1 protein-coding gene is annotated in these 21,427 nt (G+C 69.5%); it reads left to right on the top strand.

Going from position 1 to position 21,427, the window contains the following annotated elements:
* The first annotated feature begins 156 nt into the window (after positions 1 to 156).
* Complete coding sequence (locus tag FFS72_RS09115) at positions 157 to 21,330, top strand: non-ribosomal peptide synthetase (RefSeq protein WP_137873627.1); 21,174 nt, start codon at positions 157 to 159, stop codon at positions 21,328 to 21,330.
* Positions 21,331 to 21,427 lie beyond the last annotated feature (97 nt).

The raw sequence follows: 21,427 nt of genomic DNA, 5'->3' as shown, positions 1-21,427 counted from the left end.
CGTGAACAGCATCCCGATCAGCGCTGTATTGTCGGCCCGCAACGTCCTTCAGATCCGGTGATACATCCCCTCAGGTGTGGTCGCCGATCTGAAACAATTCCGCTTCGTCAACGCGCCCCAAGCTCCGCGTCGGAGCGTGTCGTCGAAGGGGTTAGTGTGTCGCATTCATCGGAGTTCCTTGCTGCTCGGGTCCAGGCTCCCACAGCCTCGGACACCGCGGCCGAGGGCTCCACCGCAGCCGTGACCTCCGATTCCGGCGCGGGGCGTTGCAGCGCGCCCTTCCCGCTTTCGGTGGCACAGCGCGGCATGTGGTTCGCGCAGCACCTGATCCCGGATGTACCCGTCACGATCGCGCAGTACATCGAGATCGAGGGCGAGTTCGACATCGAGGTGCTCCGGCGAATCGGGCCGGGGATCGCCCGGGAATTCGGTACGCCGTTGCTGCGCATCGTCGAGATCGACACCGAGGCGTTCCAGGTCGTCGACGAGGACCTCGACGACGAGATGCCGTACCGCGACCTGCGCGGCGAGTCGGATCCGCGTGCGGCAGCCATGGCGTGGATGCTGCAGGACTACTCGGCTCCGATGGACCTGCTCACCGACCGGATGATCCGGGGCGCGGTCCTCCACGTCGGCGACAACCATTACTACTGGTACTTCGCCATCCACCACATCGCACTGGACGGCTTCGGTGCGGTGACCTTCATGTCGCGGATGGCGGAGCTGTACACCGCCGCGGTGCTCGGGACGGAGCCGACGCCGTCGGTGGCGAGTGACCTGATCGCCGTCAACGAGGCCGAGGACAAGTACCGCGAGTCCACCCGGTTCCAGTCCGACCGCGAGTACTGGATGTCGCGGGCCGCCGATCTGCCCGCACCGCTGACCCTGTCCAACCGGACCGGACGACTGGAAGTGCGCTCTCGTGTGGTCGGCGGCGCACTGCCGGACCAGATCCTCACCGCACTCGACGACGCGGTCACCCGGCACAACTCCGCGGACACCGCGGTCACCGTGGCCGCGATGGCCGTGTACCTCGCGGACATGACCGGCGCGACCGACATCGTGCTGAGCCTGCCCGTCTCCGCGCGCACCACCGCGGTGCTCCGGCGCTCCGGCGGCATGGTCTCCAATGTCGTTCCGCTGCGCATCTCGGTCACCCCGGAGACCACCGTCGGCGAACTCGTCGCCCGGGTCGGGCTGGAGATGACCGGCGCGCTGCGACATCAGCGTTACCGGCACGAGGACATTCGCCGCGACATCGGCGACCTCGACGGCGGGCGCGGATTCTTCGGCCCGGCGATCAACATCATGAACTTCCACACCGAGATCACTCTCGGCAAGGACACCGGCAAGTTCCACGTGCTCTCGACCGGCCCGGTCGAGGACCTGTCGATCAACATCTACCCGAGCGTCGTCGGTCGCAGCACCCGGGTCGATTTCGAGGCGAACCCGCACTGCTACACCGAGGACGAGCTCCAGGCCCATCACGACCGGTTCCTTCAGGTCCTCGACCAGTTCGTCCACGCCGACGCCACCACCCTGGTCGGTGAGATCGACCTGCTGGGTGCGGCTGAGCGTGAGCGGGTCCTCGATTGGTCGCGTGGAGCTCGTGTGCCCGAGCCGGAGGTGTCCCTGCTCGGGCGGTTTGCTGCTCAGGTTGGTGCGGTTCCGGATGCGCCGGCTGTGGTGTGCGGCGGCGAGTCGGTTTCCTATGCGGAGCTGGATCGGCGGTCGTCCGAGCTGGCCGCCGAGTTGATCGAGCGTGGTGTCGGCGCCGACGATGTCGTCGGGGTGATGCTGCCGAGGTCGGTGGCGTGGGTCGTGGCGATGGTCGCGGCGTGGAAGGCGGGGGCGGCGTACGCGCCGATCGATCCGTCGCATCCGGTCGATCGTGTGGAGTCGGTGCTGGTGGATACCGCGGCGCGGTGTGTGATCGGTGCTGGTGATCGTGAGCTGACGGTTCCGGTGATCGCACCCGATGCGGGTGCCGGACGTGCGGTGACGGGACTTGTCGACCGGTGGCGGGAGGAGCTGGCGGGTCGTCGTCTGGGATATGTCATTTCGACGTCGGGTTCGACGGGTAAGCCGAAGCCGACGCTGGTTCCGATGGCGGGCATCGAGAACACGCTGGCGTGGTACGAGGGTGAGCTGCCCGCCGAGGGTGGCCTGCTGATCGCGTCGTCGCCGAGCTTCGACCTCACCCAGAAGAACGTGTGGGCGGCGCTGGCGGGTGGCCGGTCGATTCACCTCGCCTCGGACGGTTTCGATCCGGAGGAGATCCTGGCGATCGTCGCGGGTGGCGGTGTGCGGGTGGCGAACATGTCGCCGAGTGCCTTCGGCGCGGTCGTCGACGGTGACGCCGACGGCGCGCTCACCGCGCTCGATGTGGTGTTCCTCGGCGGTGAGCCGATCAATGTCGGCCGACTGGCCGGACTCATGGAATCCGGTGTGCGGGTGGTCAACAGCTACGGACCGACGGAGGCGTCGGACGTGGTGTCCTTCCAGGCCGCGACGGCCACCGATGTGGCTGGTGTGCCGATCGGGCATCCGCTGCCCAATGTCGACCTGTTCGTTCTCGATCGACGGCTCGATACGGTGCCGATCGGTGTCGCTGGTGAGCTGTACATCGGCGGTGTCGGTGTCGGCCGTGGCTACGGCGGCCGGTTCGACCTGACATCGGAGCGGTTCGTCGCCAATCCCTTCGGTGAGCCCGGTGATCGGCTGTATCGCACGGGCGACCTGGTCCGCTGGAACCGCGACGGGGCCTTGGAGTACGTCGGGCGCACGGACTTCCAGGTGAAGCTGCGTGGCCTGCGCATCGAGCTCGGCGAGATCGACGCGGTGCTGTCGGACCACGATTCCGTCGACTTCGCGGTCACCGTCGCGCATGAGCGCGGCAATTCCACCGTGCTCGTGTCCTACGTGTATCTCCGTAACGGGCACACCTTCGATGCCGGCGCCCTGACGGCATTCGCCGGCAAGTTCCTGCCCGGCCACATGGTGCCGTCGGACATCGTGGAGCTGACCGAGGTTCCGCTCACCGCCTCGGGCAAGGTCGATCGCAAGGCGCTGGTCGATCCGGGTGTTCGCGCCACCACCTATCGGGCGCCGTCCACCCCGGTCGAGGCGGTCATCGCCTCTGCCGTCGCAGGCGTTCTCGGCCTGGACCAGGTCGGTGTCGACGACTCCTTCTTCGCGCTCGGCGGTGACAGCATCATCGCCATCCAGCTGGTCGCCCGCGCGAAGGCGGACGGCATTCGTTTCACCCCGCGAGATGTGTTCGAGCGCAAGACAGTTGCCGCGCTCGCCGAGATTGCCACCGAGGAAGCGGAGGCGGTAACCCTCCTCGAGCTGCCCGGCGGCGGAGTCGGCTCGATGCCGCTGACCCCGCACGCCACCGAGGTGCTCGAGCTGGGCGGCAATATCGACCGCTTCTACCAGGCGCTGCTGCTCACCGCACCGGACGGCCTCGATGACGAGATCCTCGCGCGCACCGTCGCCGCCGTCGTCGACCACCATGATGCGCTGCGTTCGGTGCTCGACCCCGCGGCCGGCGAACTGATCGCTCGTCCTGCGGGTTCGATTTCGCCGCAAGACATCATCACCCGTGTTCAGGTCTCAGCTCAGCCGGGCAGCGACGATTTCGACGCCGCGCTCACCGCGAGCTGCGCCGCAGCCGTGGACCGGCTCGACGCCGATGCCGGCGTGATGCTCCAGATCGTGTGGCTCGATTCGGCCGATGCCTCCGGGCGCCTGCTCATCGTCGCGCATCACCTCGTGATCGACGGCGTCTCGTGGCGAATCCTCGTGCCGGACTTCGCCTCTGCCTGGGCGCAGGTCGTCTCCGGCGGAGAGCCCACGCTCGACCCGATCAGCACCTCGTTCCGTCGCTGGACGCACGGTCTCACCGAAACTGCATCCGCTGCAACGACCCTCGACGAGCTGGACGAGTGGCGCGCAATCCTCGACGGCCCGGACCCGCTGATCGGCCGTCGCCGGCTCGATCCGGTACTCGACATGGGCGCGACCTCGCGGCGCGTGAACATCGAGCTGCCCGCCCACGTCACCGACACGTTGCTGACGACGCTGCCCGCCGCCTACCGCGGTGGCGTCGCGGACGGCCTGCTCGCCGCCCTCGCGCTCGCCGTCGCCGCCTGGCGCGAACGCCACGGCGTCGATGAGCATTCGGTGCTGCTGACCCTCGAGGGCCACGGCCGTGACGAGGAACTCATCCCGGGCGCTGACCTCTCGCGCACCGTCGGCTGGTTCACCACCTCGCATCCCGCGCGCCTCGACGTGAGTGGCATCGACTTCGACGACGCCTTCGCGGGCGGGCCCTCCGCCGGTTCGGCGATCAAGGCCGTCAAGGAACAGCTGCGCGCCCTGCCCGGCAACGGCACCGGCTACGGACTGCTGCGCCACCTGCGCGCGGATACCGCCGCCGAGCTGGCCGCCGCGCCGCAGCCGCAGATCAGCTTCAACTACCTCGGCCGGATGACCACGGGCGAGGTCGGCAAGGGCCTGCCCTGGGTGCCCGAGTCCGGCGCCCTCGACCTCGCCGCGGGCAGTGGTGCCGGGATGCCCGCGCGCGTCGCGATCGACATCAACGCCATGGTCGAGCCCGCCGCGGGCTCCGAGAACGGCAGCAAGCTGACGGCGACCTTCGATTTCCCGTCCGGCGTGCTCACCGAGGTCGAGGTCACCGAGTTCGCCGACCTGTGGCGCGACGCGCTCGTCGCGCTCGCCACGCACGCGCGCCGCCCCGACGCCGGTGGTCTCACCCCCAGCGACACCCCGCTCGTGTCCGTCGACCAGTCCACCATCGAGGCCTGGGAGGCCCGGTTCCCTGGTGTGCAGGACATCTGGTCGCTTTCGCCGCTGCAGGCGGGCCTGCTCTTCCATGCCGGCCTGACCTCGGCGTCCATGGACGTGTACACCGGACAGCTGGTGCTGCAGCTGGGCGGGTCGATCGACGGGGCTCGGATGCACCGCGCCGCGCAGCGATTCCTCGAACGCCACGAGAACCTGCGTTCGGCCTTCGTGTACGACGGTGACGGTGTGCCGGCGCAGCTGGTGATGACGGGCCTGACCGCGCCGTGGCGTGAGGTGCGGGTCGCCGACGACGCCGAGCTCGCCGAGCTCGCGCTCACCGAGCGGACGACGCCGTTCGACATGACCGCGCCGCCGCTGATGCGCTGGCTGCTCGCCCGGAAGCCGGACGGTTCCGCGACCCTGATGGTCACGAACCATCACATCCTTCTCGACGGCTGGTCGATGCCGCTGCACGTCAAGGATCTGCTGCTGCTGTACGCGATGGACGCCCCGATCGCGGCCCCCGCCCGGGCCTACCGCAGCTACCTGAACTGGCTCGCGGTGCAGGACCGCGCGGGTGCGTTCGAGAGCTGGACGAACGCGCTGGAGGGCCTGGACGAGCCGACCCTCGTCGCTCCCGAGTACGCGGGCCGCACGCTGTCCGAAATGCCCGCGGCCGTGGACGCCCCGATCACGCCGCAGCTCGCCGATTCCATCGCCGATCTGGCCCGCCATCACGGCGTGACGGTCAACACCGTTATCCAGGCCGCGTGGGGAATCATGTTGTCGCGCCTGCTTTCCCGCGACGATGTGGTCTTCGGCGCGACCGTCTCGGGACGTCCGGCCGAACTCGCAGGCGTCGAGGAGATGCTCGGCCTGTTCATCAACACCGTGCCGGTTCGGGTCCGGCTCGACCAGTCCGAAAGCGGTGGTGCGCTGCTCTCGCGCCTGCAGGGCGAGCAGGTGCGCCTGTTCGATCACCACCACGTCGGACTCGGCGAGCTGCAGGCCACCCTCGGTGCCGGTTCCGTCTTCGACACCCTCACCGTTTTCGAGTCCTATCCCATCGATCGCGCTGGTCTCGACGAGAACACCGACATCGCCGGGATGCGGGTGCGGGGCATTGATCTCGTCGACGCCACGCACTACCCGCTGGCGCTGCTCACGCTGCTCGAGCCGGAGCTGCGGCTCACGCTGAAGTACTCGCCCGAGATCTTCGGCGCCGAGGACGCCGAGATGCTGGCGCAGCGCCTGGCCCACGTGCTGACCGCGCTGGCCGCCAGCCCCACCACCCCGGTCGGTGAGATCGATCTGCTCGGGGTGGGTGAGCGTGAGCGGGTCCTCGATTGGTCGCGTGGGGCTCGTGTTCCCGGGCCGGAGGTTTCGCTGCTCGGGCGGTTCGCTGCCCGGGTGGAGGTGGCTCCGGATGCGCCGGCGGTGGTGTGTGGTGGCGAGTCGGCCTCCTACGCGGAGTTGGATCGGCGGTCGTCCGAGCTGGCCGGCGAGCTGATCGAGCGTGGTGTCGGCGCCGACGATGTCGTCGGGGTGATGCTGCCGAGGTCGGTGTCGTGGGTTGTGGCGATGGTCGCGGTGTGGAAGGCGGGGGCGGCGTATGCGCCGATCGATCCGTCGCATCCGGCCGAGCGGGTCGAGTCGATTCTGATCGACACCGAGGCGCGGTGTGTGATCGGCGATGTTGATCGTGAGCTGACGGTTCCGGTCATCGCGTGTGATGCGGGCGACGGTTCTGGTGTGGCGGTTCTGCGTGATCGGTGGCGTGAGGAGCTGGCGGGTCGTCGTCTGGGTTATGTGATTTCGACGTCGGGTTCGACGGGTAAGCCGAAGCCGACGCTGGTTCCGATGGCGGGTATCGAGAACACGGTGGCGTGGTACGAGGGTGAGCTGCCCGCCGAGGGTGGCCTGCTGATCGCGTCGTCGCCGAGTTTCGACCTCACCCAGAAGAACGTGTGGGCGGCGCTGGCGGGTGGCCGGTCGATTCACCTCGCCTCGGACGGTTTCGATCCGGAGGAGATTCTGGCGATCGTCGCGGGTGGCGGTGTGCGGGTGGCGAACATGTCGCCGAGTGCCTTCGGCGCGGTCGTCGACGGTGACGCCGACGGCGCGCTCACCGCGCTCGATGTGGTGTTCCTCGGCGGTGAGCCGATCAATGTCGGCCGACTGGCCGGACTCATGGAATCCGGTGTGCGGGTGGTCAACAGCTATGGGCCGACGGAGGCGTCGGATGTGGTGTCGTTCCAGGCGGCGTCGGCTGCTGATGTGGCGGGTGTGCCGATCGGGCGTCCGGTGCCGAATCTCGATTTGTTCGTTCTCGATCGCCGGTTGAACACTGCTCCGGTTGGTGTGGAGGGTGAGCTGTACGTCGGTGGTGTCGGTGTCGGCCGTGGTTATGGTGGGCGGTTCGATCTGACGTCGGATCGTTTCGTGGCGAATCCGTTTGGTGGGCCTGGTGATCGGATGTATCGCACGGGTGATCTGGTGCGGTGGAATCGTGACGGGGCCTTGGAGTATGTCGGGCGTACTGATTTCCAGGTGAAGTTGCGTGGGTTGCGGATCGAGCTCGGTGAGATCGAGTCGACGCTGCTGCGGCACGCCGATGTGGCACAGGCCGCGGTCGTTGTGCGCGGCAGCGCCGGCAAGGAGTACCTCGTCGGCTACCTCACCGCGGTTGGCGATGTCGCGCCGGACCCGTCTACGCTCAAGGCCTTCGCCGAGTCGCAACTGCCGTCCTACATGGTGCCGTCGGTGTTCATGGTTCTCGACGCGATGCCCTTGAGCGCCAACGGCAAACTCGATCGCCGGGCGCTGCCCGAGCCCGAGCGCGTCGCCACCGAGTACGTCGCTCCCGTGACGGCCGCCGAGGCCGCCGTCGCCCAGGTGTTCGCGGAACTGCTCGACGTGCCGCAGGTCGGCGCCACCGACAACTACTTCGAACTGGGCGGCAACTCGCTGGCCGCCACCCGCGCCGTGGCGCGGATCAACAGCGCGCTGAACGCGGGTATCGGCGTGCGCGACCTGTTCGAGGCGCCGACCGTCCGCGACCTGGCCGCGGCGGCAACGGCGTCGACCGGATCGGGTGCGACCATCCCGGTTGCGGGTCCTCGCCCGGACCGGCTGCCGCTCTCCCCAGCGCAGTCCAGGATGTGGTTGGTCAACAGGTTCGACACCACCTCGGGCGCCTACAACATCGCTGCCGCGCTGCGCCTGTCCGGCGCGCTCGACGTCGACGCACTGCATGCGGCGATGGCCGATGTGATCGGCAGGCACGAGGTGCTGCGCACGGTGTACCCCGATTCCGCGGAGGGCCCTGAACAGCTGATCCTCCCCGCCGACTACGCCGGGCCCGACCTCACCCCCGTCGAGATCGACCCCGCCGACCTGCACGGCGCGGTCGCCCGACTCGTCGCGGACGGCTTCGACGTCGCGACCGAGGTGCCGCTGCGCGCGGCGGTGTTGCAGCTCGCGCAGGGCGAGTACGTGCTCGTCCTCGTCGTGCACCACATCGCGGCCGACGGCTGGTCGATGCAGCCGCTCGCCCGAGACCTGATGCTCGCCTACACCGCTCGGCTCGGCGATCAGGCACCCTCCTGGACCCCGCTGGCCGTGCAGTACGCGGACTACGCGCTGTGGAAGCTGGCCGCTCTCGGATCCGAGGACGATCCGAATTCGGTTTCCGCCCAGCAACTCTCGTACTGGAACCGTGCGCTCGCAGGCCTGCCGGAGCGGTTGGAACTGCCCACCGACCGGCCCCATCCGGCCCAGCCGACGTATCGCGGCGGGATGGTCCACTCCGCCGTCGACGAGGACACCTTCGCGGCGCTGCGCGAACTCGCTCGCGAAACCCGGTCGACGCCGTTCATGGTGTTGCACGCCGCGCTCGCGGTGCTGCTGGCGCGGCTGAGCGCGAGCACCGACGTCGCGATCGGCACCCCGGTCGGCGGCCGCGGGGACGCCGCCCTCGACGACATCGTCGGCATGTTCGTCAACACTCTCGTGCTCCGCACCCAGGTCGAGCCCGGCATGTCGTTCCGGCAGGTGCTTGACGCGGCGCGGCAGGCGGACCTCGACGCGTTCGCAAACGCCGACGTGCCGTTCGAGCGCATCGTCGACAGCGTCCCCGGGGTCCGTTCGGCGACCCATCATCCGCTGTTCCAGGTGATGCTCGCCGTTGAGGACGGCCCCGCACCGCGGGTCGAGCTGCCGGAACTCACGGTCTCGCTGGAGCCGATGGACTTCGAGGTCGCCAAGTTCGACCTCGCAGTTGCCGTGGAACCGAGCGACGCGGCTGCGAAGGTGAGCTGGTCGTACGCCCGCGACCTGTTCGACCACGATTCGGTGCAGGCCGTCGCGGACCGTTTCACCCGCCTGCTCGCCGCTGTTCTGGCCGACCCGTCCCTGCCTGTCGGTGACGTCGATCTGCTCGCCGCCGGCGAACTGGACGCGGTCGCCGTGCACTCGGGTGGCCCGGCGCTGCCCGCCGCCACCCTCGCCGACCTGCTCGCCGCGGGTGTCCGGGCCGGAGGAGACTCCGTCGCGGTGGAGTTCGACGGCGGCGAGCTCACCTACGCCGAGCTCGATTCCCGTTCGAACCGCTTGGCGCGCTTGCTGATCGGACGCGGGGTCGGACCCGAGTCGAGCGTGGCGCTGTCGTTCCCGCGCACGGTGGACGCGGTCGTCGCGATGTGGGCGGTCACCCGGTCCGGGGCCGCGTTCGTGCCCGTCGACCCTGGCTACCCGGTCGAGCGGATCGAGCACATGATCTCGGACTCGGGGGTGGCGTTCGGGATCACCGACCGTGCCAACCTCGATCGGCTTCCGGCAGGCGTCGAGTGGATCGCCATCGACGGCGACGAGATCGCCGCCGATGTCTCAGCGCTGTCCGCGGCGCCGATCACCGATGCCGAGCGCACGACGTCGCTGCACCCCGCGCACGTCGCGTACATGATCTACACGTCCGGTTCGACCGGTCTGCCGAAGGGCGTCGTCGTCACCCATGCCGGTCTGCCTGCGTTCACCGCGGCCGCCCGATGGGAAGTCGCCGTCGGACCGCGGTCGCGGGTCCTGAGACTGGCCTCGTCCAGCTTCGACGCCTCGGTGTTCGAGCAGATGACGGCGTTCAGTGCAGGCGCGACCCTCGTCGTCGCCCCGCCGGAGGTCGTCGCCGGTGAGGAACTGGCTGCCTTCGTCGCGGACAGGTCGGTGACCCACGTGTTCAGCGCCCCGGCCGCCCTCGGCACCGTCGACCCGGCCCGGTGGCCGGACGTCGAGGTGGTCGGTGTCGGTGGTGAGGCGTGCCCGCCGGACCTGGTCGAGAAGTTCGCGCCGGGCCGCCGGTTCGTCAACGGCTACGGCCCGACCGAGACCACCATCGTCGTCACGTTCACCGACCACATCGCCGATCCCGGCGACATCACCATCGGTGCACCCATCGACGGCGTGGAGTCGATGGTGCTCGACACCCGGCTGCGGCCCGTGCCGCTCGGGGTGACCGGTGAGCTGTACATCGCCGGACCCGGCCTCGCACGCGGTTACCGCGATCGGCCGGCCCAGACCTCGGATCGCTTCGTGGCCAACCCCTTCGGAGCGCCGGGCGACCGGATGTACCGCACGGGCGACCTCGTTCGCCGAGACCGCACCGGCCGATACGACTACCTCGGTCGCGCAGACGCGCAGGTCAAGGTTCGTGGTCTGCGCGTCGAACTCGGCGAGATCGAGGCGGCACTGTCGCGGCACGAGGGTGTCGCGGTCGCGGCTGCGGCCGTGCGCCGCGACGGTGTCCGCGGCGATCAGATCGTCGGCTACGTCGTTCCGGTGCCGGGAGTCACCGTCGATGTGGCGGAGGTGCTCGCGACTGCCGCACAGCACCTGCCGCGCGCGCTGGTCCCCGCCACGGCGATGGTGTTGGACGCCATCCCCACCACGCCGGCAGGCAAGGTGGACCGCGCCGCGCTTCCGGAGCCGGTGTACGCCGCGCGTGAGTACGTCGCGCCTCGCACGGTGACGGAGACACTGGTCGCGGACATCTACGCGGAAGTGCTGGGAATCGAGCGGGTCGGTGCCACCGACGACTTCTTCGACGTCGGCGGCAACTCGCTCACCGCCACCCGCGTGATCGCCCACGTCAACGCCGCCTTCGGCACGGCGATTCCGGTGCGGGCGGTGTTCGACGCGCCCACGGTCGCGGACTTGGCCGAGGTGGTCGAATCGTCGGGCGAGACGGACCGGCCCGCTCTCGTGCAGGGGCCGCGGCCGGAGCGGATTCCGTTGTCGCCTGCCCAGGCCCGGATGTGGATCATCAACCGCTACGACCCGGAGTCGGTGGCGTACAACATCCCGCTGGTGCTGCGACTGTCCGGTGAGCTGGACGTCGCCGCGCTGCAGGCCGCGGTCACCGACCTCCTGGAACGGCACGAGGTGTTGCGGACCGTGTACCCGGATTCCGAGTCGGGACCGCATCAGGTGATCCTGCCGGTTTCCGAGGCGACGGTCCTGCCCGACCCGATCGTCGTCGCGGACGAGAGCGCGCTGCGGGCGGCGGTGCTCGGCGAACTGTCCCGCGGATTCGACGTGACCACGTCGGTCCCGTTGCGCGGCGGCATCTTCCGCATCGGTGACGACCACGTGTTGACGCTCGTGGTGCACCACATCAGTGCCGACGGCGCCTCGGTGCCGCCGCTCGCCCGGGACCTGGTGCTCGCCTACACGGCCCGGACCGCCGGTGTCGCGCCGGGCTGGGCGCCGCTGCCCGTCCAGTACGCCGACTTCAGCCTGTGGCAGCACAGCGTGCTCGGCGACGACAGCGACCCCGAGAGTCGGGCATCGGCGCAGGCCGATTACTGGCGTGAACAGTTGCGTGGCGCACCGGAACTGCTCGAACTGCCGACCGACCGGCCGCGCCCGGACGTCGCATCGATGCAGGGCGACGTCGTCGAGGTCGACCTCGACGTGGAGTTGCTCGACCGGATCGACGGGTTGGCCCGCGAACGTGGTGTCACCCGTTTCATGGTGCTGCACGCCGCGCTGGCGGTGCTGCTGTCACGGCTGAGCGCGAGCACCGACATCGTGCTGGGCACCCCGATCGCCGGACGGGTCGAGCGTGACCTCGACGGTCTCGCAGGCATGTTCGTGAACACGCTCGCGTTGCGCACCCAGGTCGATCCGGGAACCGGCTTCGCGGACCTGCTGGCCGCGGTCCGGGAGACGGACCTCGTGGCCTTCGACAACGCCGACCTTCCGTTCGAGCGGTTGATCGACGTGCTCCGCCCCACCCGGTCGCAGGCGTACACGCCGATCGTCCAGGTCGGTCTGGCCGTCGAGAACCAGGACGTCCGCAGCGTCGACCTGCCCGGCCTGCACATCGAGGTCGTGGACCTCGAGATCGTTCCGGCGAAGAACGATCTGCAGGTCACGGTGTACGAGCGCAGCGGCGAGATCGGTGCGACCGTGGCGTGGATGTACGCGACCGACCTGTTCGACCGGGCGACCGTCGCGGTGTTCGGTCAGCGGTTCATGCGAGTGCTCGAGGCCGTGGTCGCGAACCCGGCCACGGTGGTGGGGGACATCGATCTCCTCGACGCCGCCGAGCGTGCGGTGCTGTCGGAGAGCCCGATTCCCGCGGCGCCGGCGGCGGTGCTGCCTGAGTTGCTGACCGCCGGTGTCCGGAAGTCCGCGGACGCGGTCGCGGTGGTGTACGACGGTGGGGAGCTGACCTACCGTGAACTGGACGAGCGATCGAACCGGTTGGCACGGATGCTGATCGGGCTCGGTGCGGGCCCCGAGCGTGCGGTGGCGGTGTCGCTTCCGCGGTCGGTGGAGTCGATCGTCGCGCTGTGGGCGGTGGCGAAGTCCGGTGCGATCTTCGTGCCCGTCGACCCGACGTATCCGGCGGACCGAATCGAACACATGGTGTCCGATTCCGTTGTCGCACTGGGCCTCACGGACACCGCTCACCGGGACGGCCTGCCCGCCGAGGTGCGGTGGCTGGCCCTCGACGACGCCGACCTGGATGCCGCCTGCGCAGAGATGTCCGCGGAGCCCGTCACCGATGCCGATCGGACCGAACGGCTCCGGACCGACCACGCCGCGTACATCATCTACACGTCCGGATCGACCGGACTGCCGAAGGGCGTGGTCGTCAGCCACGAAGGCCTGTCCATGTTCGCCGATCCTGCCCGCCCGGAGTTCGGGGCGACGACGGCGTCCCGGATCCTGCGGTTGTCGTCGTCGAGCTTCGACGCCTCGCTCTTCGAGCAGATCCTCTCGTTCAGTACGGGCGCGACCATGGTGGTGGCGCCGCCCACGGTGATCGGTGGCGACGAGCTGACCGAGCTGCTGCGCCGTGAGAAGGTCACTCACGTGATGGCGGCACCTGCCGCCCTCGGCACCGTCGACCCGGCGGTGCTGCCGGACCTGGAGTTCGTCGGTGTCGGCGGCGACGTCTGCCCGCCGCACCTCGTCGACCAGTTCGCACCCGGTCGCACGTTCCTCAACGGGTACGGGCCGACCGAGACCACCATCGTGGTCACCCTCACCGAGCCGCTGACGAGCCGGGACGAAATCACCATCGGCGTGCCCATCCAGGGTGTGCAGGCGATGGTGCTCGACGCCCGTCTCCGGCCGGTTCCGCTTGGTGTCGTGGGTGAGCTGTACCTGGCGGGGCCCGGCCTCGCTCGCGGCTACCACCGCCGCACCGGGTTCACCGCGGAACGCTTCGTGGCCAACCCGCACGGCGACGCCGGTTCGCGGATGTACCGCTCCGGCGACCTCGTGCGGCGTGACGAGCAGGGCCGCCTCGACTACGTCGGCCGCGCCGACGCCCAGGTCAAGATCAGGGGCCTGCGCGTCGAACTCGGCGAGGTCGAATCCGCTCTGACGCAACACGGGTCGGTGGCGGATGCGGTGGCGTCCGTGCACCGCCACCCGACCGCGGGCGACCAGCTCGTCGGCTACGTCGTTCCGGTCGACGGGGCCGTGATCGACACCGCGGAGGTGCTGGCCGTCGCGGCCCAGCACCTGCCCCGCAACCTGGTTCCCGCGGCGCTGGTGGTGCTCGCCGAGATTCCGACCACGCCCGCGGGCAAGGTGGACCGGCGCAGCCTCCCGGCCCCCGAGTTCTCCTCCCTCACAGCGGAATACCGCGAACCGACGACGGAGACGGAACGTCTGGTCGCCGCGGTGTACGCCGAGGTGCTCGGCGTCGAACGCGTCGGTGCCGACGACGACTTCTTCACGCTCGGCGGCAACTCGCTGTCCGCGACGCGGGTCGTCGCCCGACTGGGCGAGGCGCGGGGAACGTCCGTGGGTGTGCGGATGCTGTTCGATGCACCCGTCGTGCACGGGCTCGCGTCGGCGCTCGCCGCGCAGGTTCCCGGCGAGGGCCGGCCCGCGCTCGTGGCGGGGCCGCGACCGGAGCGGATCCCGCTGTCGACGGCGCAGTCGCGGATGTGGTTCCTGAACCGCTTCGACACCGCGTCGGCCGCATACAACATTCCGCTGGCGCTGCGCCTGACCGGCGACCTGGACGTCGACGCGTTGCAGGCCGCCGTGCGCGACGTGGTCCGGCGTCACGAGACGCTGCGGACGGTCTACCCCGACTCGGCGGACGGGCCGCATCAGGTGGTGCTGCCCGCCGAACAGGTCGAACTCGACCTGACCCCGGTGCCCGCGTCCGGCGACGCGGTCGCAGCCGAGGCGCTCGCCGTTATCGGAACCGGATTCGACGTCACCTCAGGTGTCCCCGTCCGGGGCCGGCTGCTGCGCGTAGAGGACGGTGAACACGTCCTGCTGATGGCGGTGCACCACATCGCCGCAGACGGTTTCTCCGTCGGACCACTGGCCCGCGACGTCGTCATCGCCTACGAGTCCCACCGGCACGGCGCCGAACCGATGTGGTCGCCGCTCGCGGTGCAGTACGCCGACTACACGCTGTGGCAGCGGGACCTGCTCGGTGCCGAGGACGATCCGCAGTCCCGGGCCGCGCAGGAGATCGAGTTCTGGCGCGGAGCCCTCGCCGGGCTGCCCGACGTGCACCAGCTGCCGACCGACCGACCGCGGCCGGCGGTCTGGTCGGGCCGCGGCGGCCGCGTCGAGTTCCCGATCGACGCCGACCTCGCGGCGCGGATGCGCGAGTTCGCCGCCGCACGCGGCGTGACCGCCTTCATGGTCGTGCACACGGCCCTCGCGGTCCTGCTGAGCCGTCTCGGCGGCTCGGGTGACATCGCCGTCGGAACCCCGGTCGCCGGTCGCGGCGAGCGGGCGCTCGACGACCTGATCGGCATGTTCGTGAACACCCTTGTGCTGCGGACGCAGGTGGACGCCGGGGCGACCTTCGAGGAGACACTCGCCGACGTCCGCGACTCCGACCTGGCCGCGCTCGGGCACGCCGACCTGCCGTTCGAGCGGCTCGTCGAGGTTCTCGCTCCGACCCGGTCGACGGCGTTCACCCCGCTGTTCCAGGTGATGCTCTCGTTCGAGAACTTCGGGTCCGCGCCGGTTGAACTTCCCGGATTGACCCTCACGCCACTCGAATCCGAGATGACCGTCGCCAAGTTCGACCTGTCGGTGACCGTCTCCGAGGACGCGAGCGCCGACGGCACTCTGCCCGCGGCGATCACCTACGCCACGGACCTGTTCGACCCCGAGACGGTCGAGACCCTCGCGGCCCGGTTCGTGCAGGTCCTCGATGCGGTCGTCACGGCACCGGGAACCCCGGTCGGTGACATCGACCTGCTGAGCGAGGGTGAGCGGGGGCGGGTTCTCGATTGGTCGCGTGGTGCTCGTGTGCCCGCGCCGGAGGTGTCGCTGCTGGGGCGGTTCGCTGCCCGGGTTGGTGCGGTTCCGGATGCGCCGGCGGTGGTGTGTGGTGGCGAGTCGGTTACTTACTCGGAGTTGGATCGGCGGTCGTCGGAGCTGGCCGGTGAGTTGATCGGTCGGGGTGTCGACGCCGATGATGTCGTCGGGGTGATGCTGCCGAGGTCGGTGTCGTGGATCGTGGCGATGGTCGCGGTGTGGAAGGCGGGGGCGGCGTATGCGCCGATCGATCCGTCGCATCCGGCCGAGCGGGTCGAGTCGATTCTGATCGACACCGAGGCGCGGTGTGTGATCGGCGAGGTCGGTCGTGAGCTGACGGTTCCGGTGATCGCGCCCGATGCGGGTGCCGGACGTGCGGTGACGGGACTTGTCGACCGGTGGCGGGAGGAGCAGGCGGGTCGTCGTCTGGGATATGTCATCTCGACGTCGGGTTCGACGGGTAAGCCGAAGCCGACGCTGGTTCCGATGGCGGGTATCGAGAACACGGTGGCGTGGTACGAGGGTGAGCTGCCCGCCGAGGGTGGGTTGTTGATCGCGTCGTCGCCGAGCTTCGACCTCACCCAGAAGAATGTGTGGGCGGCGCTGGCGGGTGGCCGGTCGATTCACCTCGCCTCGGATGGTTTCGATCCGGAGGAGATCCTGGCGATCGTCGCGGGTGGCGGTGTGCGGGTGGCGAACATGTCGCCGAGTGCCTTCGGCGCGGTCGTCGACGGGGACGCCGATGGTGCGCTCGCCGGGCTGGATGTGGTGTTCCTGGGCGGTGAGCCGATCAATGTGGGTGCGCTCGCGGTGTTGATGGAATCCGGTGTGCGGGTGGTCAACAGCTACGGGCCGACGGAGGCGTCGGATGTGGTGTCGTTCCAGGCGGCGTCGGCCGCTGATGTGGCGGGTGTGCCGATCGGGCGTCCGGTGCCGAATCTCGATTTGTTCGTTCTCGATCGCCGGCTCAACACCGCTCCGGTTGGTGTGGAGGGTGAGCTGTACATCGGCGGTGTCGGTGTGGGGCGTGGTTATGGTGGGCGGTTCGATCTGACGTCGGATCGTTTCGTGGCGAATCCGTTTGGTGGGTCTGGTGATCGGATGTACCGGACGGGTGATCTGGTGCGGTGGAGCCGCGACGGGGCCTTGGAGTACGTCGGGCGTACTGATTTCCAGGTGAAGTTGCGGGGGTTGCGGATCGAGCTCGGTGAGATCGAGTCGGCGCTGCAGTCGAACCCGCACGTCGACCGCGCCGTCGCGGTCGTGACCGAATCCGTCGCGGGTGGCCAGCTGGTCGCGTACGTCGTGCTCGAACCGGGTACGGCGCCCAGCGTCCGGGACATCAAGGCATCCGCGGCGCGACTCCTGCCCTCGTACATGGTGCCCGCATCGATCGTCGTCCTCGACGAACTCCCGCTGAGTCCCAACGGAAAGCTCGATCGGCGGGCCTTGCCCGCACCCGACGCATTCGGCGGTTCTGTCGACTACGTCGCGCCCAGGACACCGTTCGAAACCGCGGTGGCAAACGTCTACGCCGAGTTGCTCGGTGCGGAGCGGGTCGGTGTCGACGACGACTTCTTCGCGCTCGGTGGCAACTCGCTGGTCGCGACCCGAGTGATCGCACGCGTGAATGCGGCACTGGGAGTGACGGTCGGGCTGCGCGAACTTTTCGAGGCGCCGACGGTGGCCGGGCTGGCGCTTCGGGCCGAGCTCGCGCCCCGGTCGTCGTCACTGCCCGCGCTCGTCGCGGGTGAGCGCCCGGCACGGATCCCGTTGTCCCTCGCGCAGTCTCGAATGTGGCTCCTGAACCGCTTCGACACGGCGTCGGCCGCGTACAACATTCCGCTCGCGGTCCGGATGAGCGGCGACCTGGACGTCGACGCGTTGCAGGCCGCGGTGCGGGACGTGCTGGAGCGGCACGAGTCGCTGCGGACGGTGTTCCCGGATTCGGCGGACGGCCCGCATCAGGTTGTGCTGCCGGTCGATCAGGTGGATCTCGACCTCGAACCCGTCTCGGTGGCGGCGGAGGCAGTTGCCGCCGAGGCACTGTCGGTGTTGGTTGCCGGGTTCGACGTCACGGCGACGGTCCCGATTCGTGGCCGTCTGCTGCGCGTCGCGGCCGACGACCACGTCCTGGTCCTGTCGGTGCACCACATCGCCGCCGACGGTTTCTCGTCGCAACCGTTGGCCCGGGACATCGTCGTCGCCTACGAGTCGAGGCGGAACGGACTCGCCCCGGCGTGGATGCCGCTGCAGGTGCAGTACGCCGACTTCACGCTGTGGCAGCACGAGGTGCTGGGATCGGAGGACGACCCGCAGTCGCTCGCCGCGAAGCAGATCGAGTTCTGGCGCAGCACCCTGCGTGGGATCCCCGACGTGATCGACCTGCCCACCGACCGGCCGCGACCGGCGGTTCGTTCCGGCCACGGCGACCGCGTGGACTTCACGCTCGACGCGGAGGTCACGACCCGGCTTCGGGACTACGCCGCGGAACAGGGTGTGACGGTGTTCATGGTCGTGCACGCCGCGTTGGCGCTGCTGCTCAGCCGGCTCTCGGCAGGCAGGGACGTCGTGGTGGGCACGCCCGTCGCCGGACGTGGCGAGCAGGCCCTCGACGACCTCGTCGGCATGTTCGTCGGCACCCTGGTCCTGCGAACCGACGTCGATCCGGCCAACTCGTTCCAGGAACTCCTCGCCGGCGTCCGGAATGGTGACCTGGCAGCCTTCTCGAACGCGGACCTGCCGTTCGAACGACTGGTCGAGGTGATGGCGCCGCCGCGATCGACCTCGTTCACGCCGCTGTTCCAGGTGATGTTGGCATTCGAGAACTTCGCCTCGGACCCGGTGGAGCTGCCGGGGCTGACGCTGACGCCGCTCGAATCCGATGCGGTTGTCGCCAAGTTCGACCTGGGCCTGTCGGTGTCGGAGACGGCCGACGCCGACGGCTCGCTGCCCGCGGCGATCACCTACGCGACCGACCTGTTCGATCGCAGCACCGCGGAGAAGGTCGCGGAGCGGTTCGTCCGGATCCTCGAATCCGTCCTCATCGCACCGCAGATGCCCGTCGGCGATGTGGAGATGCTCGGTGCCGACGAGCATGCCGCGGTGCCGCTGCGGGTGCCTGCGTTGCCGTCGGTGTTGTTGCCGGACCTGTTGATTGCTGGGGTCGACGCCGGTGACGTTGCGGTGGTGTTCGAGGGCGGTGAGCTGTCGTACACGGAGCTGGATGCGCGGTCGAATCGGTTGGCGCGTGCGCTGATCGGTCGTGGTGCGGGTCCGGAGCGTGCGGTGGCGGTCGCCCTGCCGCGTTCGGTGGAGTCTCTGGTGGCGTTGTGGGCGGTCGCGAAGGCGGGTGCGGTGTACGTGCCCGTCGATCAGTCCTACCCGAAGGACCGGATCGCGCACATGATCGCCGATTCGGAGGTCGCGCTCGGGTTCACCGACGAGGCCGGGTTGGCCGCGATGCCCGCCGGTGTGGAGTGGCTGACCGTCGACATGGCGGATGAGGGTGATCTGTCGTCGGCGCGGGTGTCGGATGCGGATCGCCCGAGTCCGTTGCGTCCGGATCATGCGGCCTACGTGATCTACACGTCGGGTTCGACGGGCATGCCGAAGGGCGTCGTGGTCACCCATTCCGGGTTGTCCTCGTTCGCCGCGCAGGCTCGTCCGGAGATCGGGGTGACGGCGTCGTCCCGGGTGCTGCGGTTGTCGTCGGCGAGCTTCGACGCGTCTCTCAGCGAGATGATCCAGTCGTTCAACGCGGGCGCAACGATGGTGGTGGCGCCGCCGTCGGTGATCGGCGGCGACGAGCTGACCGATCTGATGGCACGGGAGCGGGTCACGCACGTGATGACCGCGCCTGCGGCGTTGGGCACGGTGGATGCGGCACGGTTGCCGGATCTGGAGATGGTCGGCGTCGGTGGTGACGTGTGCCCGCCCGCGTTGGTGGAGCAGTTCGCGCCGGGTCGCCGTTTCCTCAACGGCTACGGCCCGACGGAGACGACGATCATCGTCACCCTGACGCAGCCGCTGTCGGTCGGTGACCGGATCACGATCGGTCCGCCGATCCAGGGTGTGGAGGTGATGGTCCTCGACAGCCGCCTGCATCCGGTGCCGCTGGGTGTGGTGGGCGAACTGTACGTGGCGGGTCCGTCGCTGGCGCGCGGCTACCACCGGCGCAGTGCTCTTACGGCTGATCGGTTCGTCGCGAACCCGTTCGGGGACAGTGGTTCCCGGATGTACCGGACAGGTGATCTGGTGCGGCTCGATGCCGACGGCCTGTTGGACTACGTGGGTCGTGCGGATGCCCAGGTGAAGCTGCGCGGTCTGCGTGTCGAGCTCGGTGAGGTCGAGGCGGCGCTGACGCGGCACGCCGATGTGTCGGTGGCTGCGGCGATGGTGCATCGTGCCGGGTCGGCGGGCGACCAGCTCGTCGGGTACGTCGTGCCGGTCGCGGGTGCGACGGTGGACGTGGCCGAGGTACTTGCGGAGGCGGCTCGGCATCTGCCGCGGTCGTTGGTGCCGACCTCGGTGACGGTGCTGGACGCGATTCCGATGACACCTGCCGGCAAGATCGACCGACGCTCCCTTCCCGAGCCGGTCCTGGTGGCGCGTGAGTTCCGTGCCCCCACAACGGAATCGGAAGCCCTTGTCGCGGACGTCTTCGCGGAGGTTCTCGGCGCGGAACGAATCGGGGTCGACGACAACTTCTTCGACCTCGGCGGCAACTCGCTTTCCGCGGTCCGAGTCGCAGGCCGGCTCCGGGAGGAAACCGGACGGGACGTGCCGTTGCAGTGGTTGATGACCGACCCGACGCCCGCGTCCATCGCGGACCGGATCGACAGTGACGCCAGTGACGCGGACTCGGCACTGCAGGTGGTGTACCCGATTCGCGCAGCGGGTGCCGAGGCGCCCCTGTTCTGTGTCCACCCGATCGTCGGGCTGTCCTGGTGCTACACCGGTCTCGCGCAGCACCTCGGTACCGATCGGCCGGTCCTCGGTCTCCAGTCGCCGACGATCGCCGAGGACGGCCCGCTGCCGGAGTCGATCGACGCACTCGCCGAGCGGTACGTGAGCGAGATTCGGCGGATCCAGCCGCACGGTCCATACCACCTGCTCGGGTGGTCGCTCGGTGGCGCCATCGCACACGCGATGGCGGTGCGGCTGCAGGCGGAGGGGGAGAGCGTTCCCAGCCTGGTGATGCTCGACAGCTTCGCGGAGCGAGTGGGATCGACCGAGGGATCGGCAACCACCGCCGAGGACCTGCTGGCCGGTCTGGGAGTAGACCCCGCCGGGCTGGGTGGCGGGCTTCCGCTGGCCGGTCTGGAGTCGCTCGACGGCATCAGCGAGGAGACGCTCGCGCTGGTGTTGCCTCACATCGGGGGACCGCTGTCCGTCCTGACCCCGGACCGCGTGATGAGGATGATCACCGCGGGACAGCACACCGCAGAGCTCATGGACGGGCACAGGCCGGGGACCTACGAGGGCGACGTGCTGTACTTCACGGCCGCGCTCGACGACTCGACCGGAACCCGGGGTGCGGACACCTGGCGGCCGTTCGTCAGCGGGGTCTTCGACAACCATCAGGTGGAGACGACGCACTGGCACATGACCGTGCCCGCGGCGCTCGACACGATCGGCCCGCTCACCCGGGAGCACCTGGCGGCCCGGGACGAGAGCCTGCAGAGCGCGGTCGCCGCGGCGGCGCACTGACGGCGGAAACGCAACGGGCGAGCACCAGCCGGTGCTCGCCCGTTCGCCCGTGCGCGACTGCCGCGGGCCGCAACGCAACCCGACGCTCGCGCGTCAG

Source organism: Rhodococcus sp. Q (assembly GCF_005503035.1).
GTDB lineage: Bacteria > Actinomycetota > Actinomycetes > Mycobacteriales > Mycobacteriaceae > Rhodococcus_G.
Note: the sequence above shows the minus strand (reverse complement) of the source record. Positions and strands in the feature narration are given on the sequence as shown.